Annotated in this window: 12 protein-coding genes and 1 riboswitch; of the genes, 8 read left to right on the plus strand and 4 right to left on the minus strand. The window is 68.8% G+C overall.

Annotated features, from left to right (window positions below; genetic code table 11):
* Positions 1–5: 5 nt before the first annotated feature.
* Positions 6–98, plus strand: a riboswitch (ZMP/ZTP riboswitch).
* Between the two features lie 18 nt (positions 99–116).
* The 4 genes from M1L60_RS23265 (at position 117) to M1L60_RS23280 (ending at position 6,145) form a co-directional block, all read left to right on the plus strand.
* Positions 117–1,541, plus strand: a complete 1,425-nt coding sequence (locus M1L60_RS23265) for a glycine hydroxymethyltransferase (RefSeq protein ID WP_253239592.1) — start codon at positions 117–119, stop codon at positions 1,539–1,541.
* 210 nt (positions 1,542–1,751) lie between these two features.
* Positions 1,752–2,831, plus strand: a complete 1,080-nt coding sequence (locus M1L60_RS23270) for a helix-turn-helix domain-containing protein (protein WP_256516908.1) — start codon at positions 1,752–1,754, stop codon at positions 2,829–2,831.
* A gap of 123 nt (positions 2,832–2,954) precedes the next feature.
* Positions 2,955–3,347 (plus strand): PIN domain-containing protein, encoded by a 393-nt coding sequence (locus M1L60_RS23275; RefSeq protein ID WP_253239594.1) that lies wholly within the window; start codon positions 2,955–2,957, stop codon positions 3,345–3,347.
* A 32-nt stretch (positions 3,348–3,379) separates the two neighbouring features.
* The gene (locus M1L60_RS23280) at positions 3,380–6,145 is read left to right on the plus strand and encodes a DEAD/DEAH box helicase (RefSeq protein ID WP_253239595.1); all 2,766 of its coding nucleotides are present in this window, start codon (positions 3,380–3,382) and stop codon (positions 6,143–6,145) included.
* 1 nt (position 6,146) lies between these two features.
* Here the strand turns inward: M1L60_RS23280 and M1L60_RS23285 are convergent, their stop codons facing one another.
* Positions 6,147–6,650 (minus strand): metallophosphoesterase family protein, encoded by a 504-nt coding sequence (locus M1L60_RS23285; protein WP_253239596.1) that lies wholly within the window; start codon positions 6,648–6,650, stop codon positions 6,147–6,149.
* A 368-nt stretch (positions 6,651–7,018) separates the two neighbouring features.
* Here M1L60_RS23285 and M1L60_RS23290 point away from each other — a divergent pair, with 368 nt between their 5' ends.
* Positions 7,019–9,220, plus strand: a complete 2,202-nt coding sequence (locus M1L60_RS23290) for a discoidin domain-containing protein (protein ID WP_253239597.1) — start codon at positions 7,019–7,021, stop codon at positions 9,218–9,220.
* Positions 9,221–9,275: 55 nt separating this feature from the next.
* Here the strand turns inward: M1L60_RS23290 and M1L60_RS23295 are convergent, their stop codons facing one another.
* The 3 genes from M1L60_RS23295 to M1L60_RS23305 form a co-directional block, all read right to left on the minus strand.
* Positions 9,276–10,532: an ATP-binding protein gene (locus M1L60_RS23295; RefSeq protein WP_253239598.1), complete on the minus strand. Its 1,257-nt coding sequence runs from the start codon at positions 10,530–10,532 to the stop codon at positions 9,276–9,278.
* A gap of 224 nt (positions 10,533–10,756) precedes the next feature.
* Positions 10,757–12,103: a serine hydrolase domain-containing protein gene (locus tag M1L60_RS23300; protein WP_253239599.1), complete on the minus strand. Its 1,347-nt coding sequence runs from the start codon at positions 12,101–12,103 to the stop codon at positions 10,757–10,759.
* 132 nt (positions 12,104–12,235) lie between these two features.
* Positions 12,236–13,210 (minus strand): LacI family DNA-binding transcriptional regulator, encoded by a 975-nt coding sequence (locus M1L60_RS23305; RefSeq protein ID WP_253239600.1) that lies wholly within the window; start codon positions 13,208–13,210, stop codon positions 12,236–12,238.
* Positions 13,211–13,385: 175 nt separating this feature from the next.
* On the opposite strand from M1L60_RS23305, the gene M1L60_RS23310 reads away from it, so the two are divergent.
* From M1L60_RS23310 to M1L60_RS23320, 3 genes are read left to right on the plus strand one after another with little or no spacing between them, the layout of a single operon-like run.
* Positions 13,386–14,411 carry a sugar ABC transporter substrate-binding protein gene (locus M1L60_RS23310; RefSeq protein WP_253239601.1) on the plus strand — a complete coding sequence of 342 codons (1,026 nt, stop codon included), beginning with the start codon at positions 13,386–13,388 and terminating at the stop codon, positions 14,409–14,411.
* 2 nt (positions 14,412–14,413) lie between these two features.
* A complete protein-coding gene (locus M1L60_RS23315; protein ID WP_253239602.1) occupies positions 14,414–15,427 on the plus strand; it encodes an ABC transporter permease in 1,014 nt (337 codons plus the stop codon).
* Positions 15,424–16,215, plus strand: a complete 792-nt coding sequence (locus M1L60_RS23320; protein WP_253239603.1) for an ATP-binding cassette domain-containing protein — start codon at positions 15,424–15,426, stop codon at positions 16,213–16,215. Before M1L60_RS23315 ends, M1L60_RS23320 begins: the two co-directional genes overlap by 4 nt.
* The last annotated feature ends 38 nt before the right edge of the window (positions 16,216–16,253 follow it).

Genomic DNA, 16,253 nt, shown 5'->3' on the forward strand with positions numbered 1-16,253 from the left:
GCTCTGCGGTGGGCCGTGACTGGCGCGTCAAGGTGGTCAACCATCGGGGAGCGGCCTCGTCTCAACGACGACACCTGCCGTGCGCCTGGGCCTCTTCACCGTGATAGGGAGGTCCCATGCCTGAGGTAAACGCCGAATCCGCCGCCTTCCGCTCCGCCCTCGAGGTCGTGCGGTCCGTCGAGCCCCGCATCGCCGACGCGATCGCGCAGGAGCTCACCGACCAGCGTGAGTCGCTCAAGCTGATCGCGAGCGAGAACTACGCCTCCCCGGCCGTGCTGCTGGCCATGGGCAACTGGCTCTCCGACAAGTACGCCGAGGGCACCATCGGCCGCCGCTTCTACGCCGGCTGCCAGAACGTCGACACCGTCGAGTCGATCGCCGTCGAGCACGCCAAGGCCTTGTTCGGCGCGCCCTATGCCTACGTGCAGCCGCACTCCGGCATCGACGCCAACCTGGTCGCGTACTGGGCGATCCTGGCCGACCGGGTCGAGGTCCCCTACCTGAAGAAGTTCGAGAAGCGCCAGATCAACAACCTCACCGACGCCGAGTGGGCCGAGCTGCGGCAGGCGTTCGGCAACCAGCGCATGCTCGGCATGAGCCTCGACGCGGGCGGCCACCTCACCCACGGCTTCCGCCCCAACATCAGCGGCAAGATGTTCGACCAGCGCAGCTACGGCGTCGACCCGGCCACCAGCCAGATCGACTACGCGGCCCTCCGCGAGACGGCCCGGGAGTTCAAGCCCCTGATCATCGTGGGCGGCTACTCGGCGTACCCCCGCAAGGTGAACTTCGCGACCCTGCGCGAGATCGCCGACGAGGTGGGCGCGACCTTCATGGTCGACATGGCGCACTTCGCCGGCCTGGTCGCGGGCAAGGTCTTCACCGGCGACTACAACCCCATCGAGCACGCCCACATCGTCACCACCACCACCCACAAGAGCCTGCGCGGCCCCCGCGGCGGCGCCGTCTTCGCCCAGCCCGAACTGGCCGACCAGGTCGACCGTGGCTGCCCGATGGTGCTGGGCGGCCCGCTCGCCCACGTGATGGCGGCCAAGGCCATCGCGTTCGCCGAGGCCCGCCGCCCGGAATTCGCGACCTACGCCCAGCAGATCGTCACCAACAGCCAGGCCCTGGCCGAGGGCCTGACCAAGCGCGGCGTCCAGCTGGTCAGCGGCGGCACCGACAACCACCTGGTGCTGATCGACGTGCACCCGTTCGGCCTCACCGGCCGCCAGGCCGAACAGGCCCTCCTCGACAGCGGCGTCGTCACCAACCGCAACGCCATCCCCAACGACCCCAACGGCGCCTGGTACACCTCGGGCATCCGCATCGGCACCCCCGCCCTGACCAGCCGCGGCCTCGGCACGGCCGAGATGGACCAGATCGCCGAACTGATCCACACCGTCCTGGCCGGCACCACCCCCGACGCCACGTCGAAGGCCAAGTTCCACCTCGACCCGGCCGTCTCCGACCGCGTCCACAAGCAGGCCCACGAACTGCTGGCGGGCTTCCCCCTCTACCCGACCGTCGACCTGGGCTGAGTTCCCGAACTGGCGGCCGGCTTCCAACGCCGGCCGCCAACAAAAGTTCGAATACAGATGTCGTAGCGGGGCGGTGGGTACGGGCCGCAGCTCCCGCCGAGGGCCCGGGTGGGTTTCGCTGGCCGCTGACGCGTCCAGAACGCGAAACCCACCCGGGCGACCTGCGTGAGCGGTCACCCTCGAACCGTCGGGATGTGCGATTATCGCACCATGGCGGCACGAGACTGGACCGAGATCGGCGACCGGGTGCAGACGACCCGCGCGTCCCTCGGCCTGTCTCAGAGCGAGTTGGCCGAGGCCATGGGCCTCGACCGCACGATGGTGGCCAAGATCGAGGCCGGCACCCGCCGTGTCGACGCGCTCGAGTTGGCGCGCTTGGCCGCAGTGCTCAAGGTGCCGATGGCGCACTTCCTCGAAGAGCAGCCGCCTGTGCTGTCACGCCGGACGGTACCGCTGACCGAAGACACCACGACCGGCGCCGGGCGCGAGTCCAACCTGCTCGATCTCGCCCTCGAGAGCTGGATGCGGGAACTGCGGCAGCTCATCGAACTGGGCACCCTTGCCACGCGGCCCGCGATGACCTGCCCTTCGCCGGTGTCGGACGGATCGACCGCGCGAGCGGCCGCCCGGTGGCTTCGTGGCGAACTGGGCCTGGGCGTCGAGCCCATCGACAGCATGCTGAGCCTGTGCGAGCGAGCCGGGCAGTTCGTCCTGCTGACCGACCTGGCCGGTGAGGGTGCGTCCGCCGTCGACGGTGATCTCGGTGCGGCCGTCGTGAGCCTGAAGGGCGACCCCGGCCGGCGCCGCGCGACCGCTGCTCACGAGCTCGGCCACCTCGTGCTCGGCGACGAATACTCCAGCGACCTCGGTGTACACGCGTCCCGGGCCAGCCGCGAGGCAACGATCGACACCTTCGCCGCCGAGCTGCTCCTGCCGTCCTCCATATTTCCCGACGGGGACACCCTTACCCGTGAGCAGCTGGTGGGGATCGCCGCGCGCTATCGCACATCGTGGTCGCTGACGCTTCGGCAAGCCACGGCGGCGGGCCGGGGACCGATACCCAAGGCGTGGGCCCGGTCCAACCCGACAAAGGCAGAATTCCTGGAAGCGCTCGGCTGGGCTCCCCAATCCGACCTCGAATCGGTCCGTGTCTCCCCGGCGGTGGCCAACGCCGTCATGCGGGCCTGGCGGCAGGGACTGATCACACGCAGGCGTTGTGTCGAACTCATGCACGGGCAGATCCAGGAGGGCGACCTGCCCGAAGACCCAGAAACCGACCTGGAGCCCTGACAGTGGTCGGGACAATCGGTGGTGCCGCCAAACCCTATTGCGCGAGCTGTTAGTGGGCCGAGAGTGCTGGACCACGACGGTTGTCCTGGCGGAGCTGCGCCAGGGCGCCGACACCCATCCGCTTTGGCCGAGGCAGTGGAGCTGGAATGGTTGCGGGTCGCGAGTTTGGATGCGCTCGACGAGCTCCGGTGCTTCGTGAAGTGGACCGGTCGGATCGGTTCTCAGGAAAGAGATCTGGGCGAGGCGAGCGTGCTGGCGGCTGCGGAGCTTCGTGGCGGCATCGCCGTCACCGACGACCGTGATGCCACCGTTGTGGCGCGTCGCCACGGCGCAGAAGTGCACGGGACCATCTGGTTGCTGGCCCAAGGGTGCCAGGACGACAAGCTGAACCCGGTCGGGGCGGGAAGCATCGTTGACGCCCTGCGGGCGACAGGTGCTCGGCTGCCCTGTACCGGCAACGAATTTCCTGCGTATGCCGCTGAGCATGGCCTGCTCTCCCGGGGATGCCTGGGCTGAAGGCTGTTCGACGGGCGGTAACCTCGGGCGCGATGGTGCCGTCGACTGTTCTTGCTGTGCTGGCTGAGCTGGCGCCCGCTGGTGGTGATCGGGTGCTGGATGTCGGGCGGGGTGGGCAGCCGATCGTGTGGCTGGATGATGCTGAGCGGGCGCCGCGGCGGAAAGAGGTTGATCGGCTCGCGGCTATCGGGGCGTTGCACCGGGATGAGCGGCCGCTGCGGCGTGGGTGGGGTTTTCTGGTCGGGCGGGCCGAGGTCGAGGGCAAGCAGCGGAAGATCCGGGTTCCTCTGCTGAGTCAGCCGGTGCAGCTCGAGCGGGGGCTGTTGGGCTATCGGGTGGTGGCGGCGGGGGATGTCGAGATCACGCCGCTGATCGAGGATCGGAATCTGGCGGCGGCGTTGGAGGCCGCGCCGGGGGTGGCCGGGCCGGGGTGGCTCGAGGCGACCGGCAGCAAGGCCTGGTTGTGGTCGGCGGCCGAGGCCACGGGGCTTTCGGTGGACGCGGTGGCCGGTGATCGGCGGGCGCCGAACGACCGGGTCGTGCTCATGGCCGAGGCGGCGCTCTTCGTGGTGCGCGATGTTTTCGGGGCGGGGCTCGCGGACAGCCTGCGCAGCTGGGCCTCGCGCGACCTCACCGGCACCGCACTCGCTGCCGTCTACGCCGACGGTCACGAGAGCCCTGCGGAGGGCGCGAGCCCGCCCGGCCGCGATGGGCGTGGTGAAGGCGCGAGCCCGACCGGCCGCGATCGGCGTGGCAAGGGCGCGAGCTCGGCATTGACGAGCCGAGACCGGGGCGAGGCGGTTCTCTCGCCGATGCCGTTGAACGAGGCGCAGGCCGAGGTGGTGGCCCGGGCCCGCACCGAGACGATCACCGTGGTCTCGGGGCCGCCCGGGAACGGGAAGAGCCACACCGTGGTCGCGGCGGCGCTGGAAGTGGTGCATCGGGGCGGATCCGTGCTGGTCGCGACGCAGTCGCCGCACGCGGCCGAGGTGCTGGCGCGGCTGCTGGAACGGTATCCGGGGCCGGTTCCGGTGCTTTTCGGGGACGCCGCCCGGCGCGAGAGCCTGGCCGCCGAGTTGACGGGCGGGCTCGAGCAGGGCGCCACCGACGACGAGCTCAAGGCCGACGCCGAGAACGTTCGCAAAGCCTCTGACGCCGTACGGGATATCAGGGCCGGCCTCACCGCCGCGCTCGACCTCGAAGTGCAGGCGGCCGCGCTGCCGGAATGGCAACCGCGCCTGGCCGCGCTGGCCGGTGACGCGCCCGGCGCCTTCACCGACGACGCCGATCCGGGGAAGCTGAGGGCGCGGCTCGACGGCGGCCGGCTCGCGCGCTGGTGGGCTCGGCGGTTGCTGGGCGCGCGAAAAGACGTACCGAAGGAAAGGTTGACCGACGCGCTCACCGCGGCCACCGCGCAGCGGGCCGCGGCCCGGCTGGCCGCGACCGGAGGCACCGAGCTGGCGGCGCAGTGGGCGGCCTGGCACGACGCCGAGCAGAGGCTGGCCGCGGCCGTCGGTGCGGCCATGCGCCGGGCCGCTCGCAGTCGGCAGCGGTGGGACAAATCCGCGCGCCGGGCGGCCGCCGACCTGGCCGCGGCGTTGCGGGCCGGGCGCAACCGCCGTCGTGAACTGCTCGCCGGGTTGCCCGCCGGGCCGTTGGTAAACGCTCTCCCGCTCTGGATCGGCACGGTGGCCGACGTCGAGGATCTGCTGCCGGCCGCGCCCGGGATGTTCGATCTCGTTGTGCTGGACGAGGCGTCCCATGTGGACCAGGTGCGGGCCGCGCCCGTGCTGGCCCGGGCCAAGCGGGCGCTGGTGGTGGGCGATCCGCGGCAGTTGCGATTCGTGTCGTTCGTGAGCGATGTCGACGTGGCCGAGGTGTTGCAGCGGCACGGCGCGGACGAGCGGCTCGACGTCCGCCGGGTGAGCGCCTACGACCTGGCCGCGGGGGCCGCCCCGGCGACCTGGCTGGCCGAGCATCACCGCAGCGTGCCGCACCTGATCGGGTTCGCCGCCCGGCGGTTCTACGGCGACCGGCTCGACGTGCTCACCCGCACCCCGGCCGGCGAGGGCGCCGACGCGATCGACATCGTGCGGGCGCCCGACGAGCTGGCCGCGGTGTTGAAGCTGGTCGAGGCGGAAGCGGCCGCCGGCACCCGCGGCATCGGGGTGATCTCGCCGTTCCGCCCGCAGGCCGACGCGTTGGAGGCGGCGCTGGTCGAGGCGTACTCGGTGGAAAGAATCGAAGAGCTTGGATTGCGTACGGGGACAGTGCACGCCTTTCAGGGCAGCGAGGCCGACGTCGTGATCGTCTCGCTCGGCCTGCAACCGGATGACTCTCCGACCCGCCGCCGGTTCGTGGCCGACCCGAACCTGTTCAACGTCATGGTCACCCGGGCCCGGCGGCGACTCGTGGTGGTCACGGCTCTGGACCGGGCCGACGGCCTGATCGGGGACTTCTTCGCCTACGCCGATGCCGTGCCCACCGCTCCGGCCGAGAACCCGGCGACCGGTTGGGCGGCCGAACTCGCGGCCGAGCTGCACCGCCTCGACGTCGAGACCAGGCCCGCGTACGCCGTGGGGAGCTGGACGATCGACCTGTGCATCGGCCCGCCCGGCGACCCGACGGGCGTCTTCTGCGAACCCCACCCGGACGGCACCGAGGCGCACCTGGCCCGGCAGTGCGCCCTGGCCCGGAAGGGCTGGCGTCTGCGCGACGGGTTCGCCAGCCGCTGGGCGGGTGACCCCCGGCGGGCAGCCTTGGACCTGGCGAGCGATCTGCGGACGCCAGGCCCTTGAGTCAGCCGCGCGGCGGCAACTCGTGCAGCGTCACCTCGGTCAACTTGCCGCCGTCGATCACGGCGGTCTGGTACGTGGCGAACGGCTGCCGTCGCCGGTCGGTCGGTGAGCCGGGGTTGAGCAGGCGCAGGCCCGACGCGGCGGTCGTGTCCCAGGGGATGTGGGAGTGGCCGAAGACGAGCAGGTCGACGTCGGGGAAGCGGGCGGCGCAGCGCTCGGTGCGGCCCGTCGACTGGCCGGTCTCGTGCACCACGGCCAACCGCAGGCCGTCCAGATCGGCGTACGCGATCTCGGGCAGGCGGGCCCGCAGCGCCGGCCCGTCGTTGTTGCCGTAACACGCGATCAACCGGGCCGAGCGCGCCTCAAGGCTGTCCAGGGCAGCCTCGTCGACCCAGTCGCCGGCGTGCACCACGACATCGGCGGTGTCGATCGCGACCCACAGCGGCGCCGGCAGATCGCGGGCGCGCTTGGGCAGATGGGTGTCGCTCGTGAGGACCAGACGCATCGCTCCAGAGTAGGAAACAAAGTTTCGGGAAGCGCTCTCCGCGACAGGATCAGCCGAATTGGCGGGCATGCCGTTTTTGCCGACCAGCGCCGGAACCGGTTCCGAAGTCTCTGTTATCGATCCCGCAGGAGGCCGTCACGGCCCTTCTCGTACGGCATTGACCTGGGTTTATGCGCAACCGCAGGGCTGGCCTTTGTGACAACCGCAAGACCGGCGAAGTTCCGGAACCGTGTTCATCTATGGACAGCTGATGAACGCGGTGCCTAGCGTCGGTCGCGGGGGAGCGCTCTCCCTCGGAACCGCAGGAGAGTTCAGCCTTCCCTAGGGCGCAAGAGTCCCCCTTGCGCATCTCCGCCCAAGGAGAAGCAATGATCATCCCCATCTCCTCCGCACCCGAGCGGAGGCGCTCCCCCTGGCGCCTCGCGGCGATAGGTGGCCTGGTCGCCACCGTTGTCGCGGGTTACACCGCGATCACCGCGGTCGGCGCCAGCGCCGCCGAGACCCTGCTCTCGCAGGGCCGGCCGGCCACCGCGTCCTCGACCGAAGCGGCCGGCGCCTACCTGGCGTCCGAGGCCGTCGACGGCAACACCGGCACCCGCTGGGCGTCGGCGTTCAGCGACCCGCAGTGGCTGCAGGTCGACCTGGGCAGCTCGCAGCAGATCACCCGGGTCGAGCTGAACTGGGAGACCGCCGCCGGCAAGGCGTTCCAGATCCAGGTCTCGGACAACGCCAGCACCTGGACCAGCATCTACTCGACCACGACCTCGACCGGCGGCAACCAGAACCTGACGGTCAACGGCACCGGCCGGTACGTGCGCATGTACGGCACCCAGCGCACCACCGGCTACGGCTACTCACTGTGGGAGTTCAAGGTCTACGGCGGCACGACCACGCCGCCCCCGACCGGCGACCCGATTCCTGGTGGCGGCAGCCTCGGCGCCAACGTGGTCGTCTTCGACCCGTCGATGTCGAGCGCCAGCATCCAGGCCCGGGCCGACCAGATCTTCGCGCAGCAGGAGAGCGCGCAGTTCGGCACCGGGCGTTACGTGCTGGCGTTCAAGCCGGGCACCTACAACAACCTGAACATCCAGGTCGGCTTCTACACCTCGATCGTCGGCCTCGGGCAGAACCCTCAGGACGTACGCATAAACGGCGACATCACCGTCGACGCCGGCTGGTTCCAGGGCAACGCGACGCAGAACTTCTGGCGCAGCACCGAGAACGTGTCGGTGTACCCGGTCAACGGCACCAACCGCTGGGCCGTCTCGCAGGCCGCGCCGTTCCGCCGCATGGACATCCACGGCAACCTGAACCTGGCCCCCAACGGGTACGGGTGGGCGTCCGGCGGCTACATCTCGGACTCGCGGATCAGCGGCTCACTCGGCCAGTATTCGCAGCAGCAATGGTTCACCCGCGACAGCGCGATCGCATCCAACACCAATGCGGTGTGGAACCAGACCTTCGTCGGCGTGCAGGGTGCACCGACCGCCAGCTATCCGAACCCGCCGTACACGGTCATCCCGCAGACCCCGGTGATCCGCGAGAAGCCGTACCTGTACCAGAGCGGCAGCGACTACGCGGTCTTCGTGCCCAACCTGCGCACCAACACGTCGGGCGCGACCTGGGTCAACGGCAACACCCCGGGCAGTTCGATCCCGCTGAACCAGTTCTACGTGGCCAAGCCGGGTGACACCGCGGCCCGGATCAACCAGGCGCTGGCCCAGGGCCTGAACCTGATCTTCCAGCCCGGCATCTACCACATCAACCAGACGATCAACGTGAATCGGGCCAACACCGTGGTCCTCGGGCTCGGCTACGCCACGATCATCCCGGACAACGGCGTCACCGCGATGCAGGTGGCCGATGTGGACGGCGTGAAGATCGCCGGCGTGCTGTTCGACGCGGGCACCACCAACTCGCCCAACCTGTTGGTCATCGGACCGTCCGGCAGCAGCGCTTCACACGCCGCGAACCCGACCACGGTCCAGGACGTGTTCTTCCGGATCGGCGGCTACATCGCCGGCAAGGCCACCAACAGCCTGCTGATCAACAGCAACAACGTCATCGTCGACCACATCTGGGCCTGGCGGGCCGACCACGGAAACGCGGGCACCTACGGCTGGACGGTCAACACGGCCGACAGCGGCCTGATCGTCAACGGCAACAACGTCACGGCGTACGGCCTGTTCGTCGAGCACTACCAGAAGACCGAGGTCCTCTGGAACGGTAACGGCGGCCGCACCTATTTCCTGCAGAACGAGCAGCCGTACGACCCGCCGTCCAACGCGGCGTGGCGGAGCGACGGGGTGCTCGGCTACCCGGCGTACAAGGTGGCCGACAGCGTCCAGACCCACGAGGCGTGGGCGATGGGCAGCTACGCCGTCTTCCTCGACAACCCGTCCATCCACTCGGCGAACGGCTTCCAGGCTCCCACCCACGGCGGCGTGAAGCTCCACAACATCTTCACGATCTCCCTGGCCGCCGGCACCATCGACCACGTCGTCAACAACCTCGGCGCCCCCGCCCAAGCCAGCAACGTCGTCCCCTCCACCATCACCAACTTCCCGTGACCGACCTTCTCTGAACCAGTACGGCGCCGCGGGCCTGGCCTGCGGCGCCGCCTTTCTATTCGGGCGCGGCGACCTGCCACAGAGCGCTGACCGGCATGACGCGGAGTTTGTCGCCGAACGGCAGGGTGCTGTTGCCGGTGTAGAGGACGACTCCCGCGACGAAGTCTTCGCCGAGGCGGTCGCGAAGGCGTTGCAGACCGCGAAAATCTGCTGCCCTGACGGTTGAGGCGGCTTTCACCTCGACGCCGACGACTTGCCCGGACCGGTTTTCCAGAACGGCGTCGACCTCGAACTTGTCCCGATCCCGGTAATGCGAGAGCTCGGCTCTCTGGCTGGACCACGTGAGCTGGCGTGACAGCTCGGACAACACAAACGATTCGAGCAGCGGTCCGAACGGCGCCCCTGGACGGAGCAGGGCCCGAGCCTCGATTGCCATCTCGTTGGCGAGAATGCCCGAGTCAACGAAGATCAGCTTCTGTGCGGCGGTCACCCGGGTGCCGAGGTTGCGGGACCACCCAGGAATCCGTTTGATCAGGAAGATCTCTTCCAGTACCTGTAGGTAGCGCGCGATTGTCGGCCGGCTCAATTCCAGGTCCGATTCGAGCGAGTTGGCGGCGACGATGGTCCCTGACCTGGCTGCGAGGAGCCGCACCAGCTTGCGCAGCCGGCCCTTGTGCTGGATATCAGAGAGCTGCCGCACGTCACGGTCGATGAGTGCCTGGACGTATGCGTCCAAAAACTCTTCGCGCCGCTGAGGATCGGATCGGAACGCTGCCTCAGGAAGGCCTCCACGGACGATCCGTGCCGCATAGTCGGCGCGAGTCACGGTCGATGTGTGCCGCAGCCCGGGGCCGAGCGCGAAGATAGCGTCGATGAAGCCGTCCGGCTCACTGTCGATCTCGCCCTGCGAGAACGGCCAGAGTTCGACGGTCTGCATCCTGCCGGGAAGGGCGTCCGGGGCGGCGATCATCCCGAACAGTGCGGAAGATCCGGTAAGGAGGTAGCGCCCCGGGCGAGGGTCCTCGTCGACCGAGACCTTGATGGCCCGGAGGAGGTCCGGAGCGCGCTGGATCTCGTCGATCACCAGCAACTCTGTGCTGTCGACAAAGCCCGTGGGATCGGCAATGGCTATGGTGCGATCCTGCTCGCGGTCGAGATCTCGACGCTCGGCCAAGCGATCGCCGGCGACGACGCGGACGAGGGTGCTCTTCCCGGCTTGACGCGCGCCGCTCACCAGCACTACCCGAGTGTCGGCTAGTGCGGCATCAACTTTCGCTGAAGCATGGCGCGGGATCAGCGGCCGAGTGTGCACACCTCATCCTAGCTGCGGGACTTTCAGTTTGCGAACGATTTGACTTTCGATCTGCGAAGGTCAGCGTGTTCGTTCTGCGAGCAGATGCGTGTTCGGTTCGCCGTGGTCCTGGCTTGCAGTTCGCCGGAATCACCAGGGGGGCAGTTGTGGCCACCTCTACCGTCACCTCTTTCCCGTAGCCGGATGGCCGGGGCTCACAAAGCCCCGGCCATCGCGGTTGGTGGTCAGTGCCAGGCGTTGTCGAACGCGGTGAGCAGGATGGAGCACGGGCTCGGGTAGTCGCCGCGGTTGTTGACCAGCAGGGAGGCGTCGACGTGGATGTTGAAGGACATGGCGCAGCTGCGCATGCCGCGGTTGCCGGACTGCGTCCATGAGCCGTTGTGGCCGTGGTAGGTGCCGCGGGCGCCGGTGTACGAGTACATGCCGACGTTCTCGTCGACCATCAGCTTGCGGGCGGCGGCCGAGATCACCTTGTCGGTGTAGCGGATGTGGGACAGGAACGAGGTGATCCCGTTGGCCGACATGTTGTAGCCGTAGCCGCCGCAGCCGGTGGTGTAGTCGGCCGGGCCCCAGCCGGCCTTGCCGCCGGTCGGGAACGCGTACAGCTTGGTCGGGTTGGGGTCGGTGTTGGCGCAGCTCACCGACGCCTTGGCCAGGGCCAGCACCGGCTTGAGGTAACCGAGGAACACGACCCCGGTCAGGTAGTCGATCTGCGCCGGGGTGATGTTCGGCGGCGGGGTGTCGTACTGGGGGCTCAGGTCCACCCCGTACGCGATCTTCGGCACCATGATGCGGAAGATGCTGAAGTTCATGTTCGCGTACTTGAAGCTTTTGGCTCCCAGCTTCTGGCCGATCGCGATGCGGATGTTGTCCCACGACCCGGTCGACTTGCCGCCGGTGGTGCCGGTGGCGGTCTGGTAGTTCTGCAGCAGGCCGCTGGTGTGGGTCATCAGCTGCCGGAACGTGATTTTGTCGACGTCGGTGCCGCGCTTCCAGGCCGACGGCAGCCAGGGCCCGATCCCGCTGTCGACCGAGATCTTCTTCTGTTCCAGCAGGCGGAGCACGGCCGCCGTGGTGACCGGCTTGCTGACGCTGGCGATGGTCATCGCCTTGGTGGCCGACTGGGCGGTGACCGGGTTGTCCGGCGCGACCCGGGCCGAGCCGACCCCGGCCTGCCGGTCCAGCTTTCCGGCCTTGCCGATCGAGTACGCGTACCCGACGGTCTTACCGGCCAGCGCGGCCCGGATGTTGCGCTCGAACCAGGCCATGTCGAACGTCTGGCCCGGCGTGGCGACCTTGCCCGACCGCGGCCGGTCGGCCTCCTCGGCGGTGAGGTCGAGGCTGTCCGGGTCGGCGGCCCGGGTGGCCCGCTGCAGCCCGGCCAGGGTGCCGTCGGCCTCCAGGTCGCGCAGGGAGACGTGCCGTCCGACCTGGTCGAGCAGGCGCTGCAACTCGGGCGAGACGCCGGCCTGGGCCGGGGCACTCACAACGGCGAGTGCGCCGGCGGCGAGCAGCCAGGCGGTGACTGTGGCTTTGATCCGCATCGATCGGCGGGAATGGTTGGTGCGCATGGAACTCTCTCCTCGACAACGCCGCGACAGTGCGACTAGAGAGATCAACTACGTAAAAGTCCTGGTGATACGGGGTTTTCCGGGAATCACCCCGCCTCGGCGGACGGGTGCGGGATGCATCCTGGATCATGCTCACAGCTCGCCGGAGCCGCGGGCGATCAGGGTGGTGGGGATGCGGATCTCGCGCGGCGGGCCGTCGTGACCGTCTATGCGTTCGAAAAGAGCGGTGGCGGCCGTGCGGCCCATTCGGGCCGGGTCTTGAGCCACGACCGTGACCGGCGGGTCGAGCAGGTCGGCCAGCGGGAAGTCGTCAAAGCCGACCAGGGCCACCGAGTGCTCGCGGCCCAGGCGGCGCAGCGCCCGCACGACGCCGATGGTCACCATGCTCTGGGTGGTGAACAGGGCCGTCGGCGGGTCGGCGGTGCGCAGCATGGACACCGCGGCCCGTTCGGCGTCGGTCGGATCGTGCAGATCGTGCACCGCGGGCCCGGCCCGGCGGCCGAGCGCCCGCTGGTAGCCGGCGTAGCGGTCGCGGGCGGTGGACAGATGCCGGTCGCCGCCGAGGAAGCCGATCCGGCGGTGGCCGTGGGCGATCAAATGGCGTACGGCGCCGGCCGCTCCGGAGACGTTGGTCGAGACCACCGTGTCGCCCGTGGCGCCGGTCGGGACGCGGTCGACGTAGACCACCGGCATCTCGTGCGGGTCCAGCTCGGCGCCGCTCGGGGCCAGGATCAACCCGTCCGTCTGGCGCTCGGCGAACGCGGCGGTCAGGGCCTTTTCCCGTACGGGATCACGGTCGAGGCTGCCGGTCAGCACGTGGATGCCGCCGGCCCGGGCCTGGTCCTCGACGGCCCGGTGCAGCGCGGCCGAGAACGGGTGGGACACGTCGTCGAGCAGCACGCCGATCGTCCTCGTGCGACGGTCGTTGCGGCGCAGCATGCTGGCGCCCAAGTGTGGGCGGTAGTCGAGTGACTCAACCGCCGCGTGGACGCGGGCGGCCAGTTCCGGGGCCACCGTCGTCTCGCCGTTGACCACCCGGGACACCGTCTTGAGGCTCACCCCGGCGGTGCGGGCGACGTCGTTCATGGTCGGCCGATTGGGTGTCATCCATCAACCTCCGTCGATGTTGATCACGCATCGCAACATCTTGGAAACTCATTGTTGACACGAGATGACGGCAGGCGTCTACTGCGAGACAACGTTGTCCCTCCATTTGCAGTCTTCAGTCCGTTTAAGGGCGGTGGCGGGGTGGTTGGAAGGGCTAAATCGATTGGGAGGGAGCATGCGACGAAAAGTGCTGGCCGCAGGCTGCGTGGTGACGCTGATTCTCGGCACTGCGGCGTGCAACCGCGGTACAGGTGAAGATGTCGTCGGGCTCATCACCAAGACCGACACCAACCCCTTCTTCGTCCAGATGAGAAAGGGCGCCCAGGACGCCGCCAAGACCCAGGGCGTGGAGCTGCAGAGCTTCGCCGGCAAGCAGGACGGCGACAACGAGGCCCAGGTGCAGGCGATCGAGAACCTGATGTCGTTCGGCGCCAAGGGCTTCCTGATCACCCCCAACGACTCCAAGGCGATCGTGCCCTCGATCGACAAGGCGCACGAGCAGGACATGCTGGTGATCGCCCTGGACACCCCGGTCGACCCGCCCAACGCGGCCGACGCCACCTTCGCCACCGACAACTACGAGGCCGGCAAGCTGATCGGGCAGTGGGCCAGGGCGAAGTTCGAGAAGGACGGCAAGCAGGCGAAGATCGCCATGCTCGACCTCAACGCCAACCAGGTCTCGGTCGACGTCAAGCGCGACCAGGGCTTCCTCGACGGCTTCGGTATCGACATCGGCGACCCCAACCGGATCGGCGACGAGAACGACCCGCGGATCGCCGGGCACGACGTCACCGACGGGGCCGAGGACGGCGGCCGCACCGCCATGGAGAACCTGCTGCAGAAGGACTCCACGATCAACCTGGTCTACACGATCAACGAGCCCGCCGCGGCCGGGGCCTACCTGGCCCTGCAAGCGGCCGGCAAGGAGAAGGACACCGTCATCGTCTCGATCGACGGTGGCTGCCCCGGGGTCGACAACGTGTCCAAGGGGATCATCGGGGCCACCTCGATGCAGTTCCCGCTCAAGATGGCGCAGCTCGGCATCGACGCCATCGCCGCGTACGCCAAGGACGGCACCCGGCCCGAGGCGACGCCGGGCAAGGACTTCTACGACACCGGAACCGAACTGATCACCGACGACCCGCAGGCCGGCGTGGAGGCGAAAGACTCCGCGTGGGGCAAGCAGAACTGCTGGGGTTGATTATGGCGACTGCCACCGCCGACTTCGACGTGCGCAAGAACGACTCGCTCGGCCTGCGCATCCAACATCTCCTGCACGCCAACCCGATCCTCGGGCCGCTGGCCGTGCTGCTCGTCGCGATCATCGCCTTCTCGATCGTCAACGGGCGGTTCTTCACGGCGACGAACCTCTCGCTCGTGCTGCAACAGGTCACGGTCATCGCCACGCTGGCCCTCGGGCAGACGCTGATCATCCTGACCGCCGGGATCGACCTGTCGGCCGGCGCGATCGCGGTCTTCTCGTCGATCCTGATGGCCACGTTCTGCGTCGACGCCGGGGTGACCGGGGTGATCGCGCTGCTGCTCGGCTTCGCCTGCGGCACGGCCATGGGCGCGCTCAACGGCTTCCTGGTGACGCGGATAAAACTGCCACCGTTCATCGTCACGCTGGGCACGCTGACCATTTTCTTCTCGCTGAACTCGGTCGTCAGCAACAGCGAGACGGTGCGCGGCTCGGACATGCCCGGGATCATGACGTGGACGGGCGACTCGATCCCGATCGGCAACTTCCGATTGACGTACGGGTCGATCATCATGCTTTTGCTGTTCGGGTTCTTCTTCTACGCGTTGCGATCCACGGCGTGGGGCAAACACGTGTACGCCACCGGTGATGACGCCGAGGCGGCCCGGCTCGCCGGTATCCGTACGGGAAGGGTGTTGTTCTCGGTCTACACCGTGGCCGGCCTGCTGTATGCGATCGGCGGCTGGATCCTGATCGGCCGGCTCGCGTCGGCCAGCCCGAACGTGGGCGTCGAGTACAACCTCGACTCGATCACCGCGGTCGTGCTCGGCGGCACCAGCCTCTTCGGCGGGCGCGGCGCGGTGATCGGCACGCTGATCGGCGCGCTCATCGTCGGCGTGTTCCGCAACGGCCTGCAACTGGCCGGCGTCGAGGTGGTCTGGCAGGGCTTCGCGATCGGCCTGCTCGTGCTCATCGCGGTCTCGCTCGACCAGTGGATCAGGAAGGTGAAGACATGAGCCACGCCGCCCCCGACCGCACGCCTGTGCTGCAGGCCAAAGGGCTGGTCAAGAAGTACGGGCGGGTCGTCGCCATCGACGGCAGCGACCTCGAGCTCTACCCGGGCGAGATCCTGGCCGTCATCGGCGACAACGGCGCCGGCAAATCGAGCCTGATCAAGGCCCTCTCCGGTGCCCTCGTGCCGGACAGCGGCGAGATCTACCTGGATGGGCGTCAAGTCCAATTTCGTACGCCCATGGACGCGCGGTCGGCCGGCATCGAGACCGTCTATCAGACGCTGGCTGTCGCCCCCGGTCTCGACATCGCCGACAACCTGTTCCTCGGTCGCGAGCAGCGCCGGGCCGGCCCGCTCGGTTCGGTGTTCCGGATGCTCGACCGCAACCACATGCGCTCGGAAGCCAAGCGGCACATGAGCGAACTGGGTGTAGCCACGTTGCAGAACATCGGCCAAGCCGTCGAGTCGCTTTCGGGCGGTCAGCGGCAGGCGGTGGCGGTGGCCCGCTCGGCCGCGTTCGGCAGCAAGGTGGTGATCCTCGACGAGCCGACCGCGGCCCTGGGCGTCAAGGAGGGCAACCGCGTCCTGCAACTGATCCGCGACGTCCGCGACCGCGGCCTGCCGGTCATCCTGATCAGCCACAACATGCCGCACGTGTTCGAGATCGCCGACCGCATCCACATCCAGCGGCTGGGCCGCCGGGCCACGGTGATCACCCCGAAGAGCCACTCGATGAGCGAGGCAGTGGCCATCATGACCGGCGCCGCCGAGCCACCCCCACCCACGGCTTGACCCGTCCCCATCCCCAGCCGGCGCCGGGCAACCGGCGC

It is taken from the genome of Paractinoplanes aksuensis, assembly GCF_024137025.1.
GTDB classification, from domain to species: domain Bacteria; phylum Actinomycetota; class Actinomycetes; order Mycobacteriales; family Micromonosporaceae; genus Actinoplanes; species Actinoplanes aksuensis.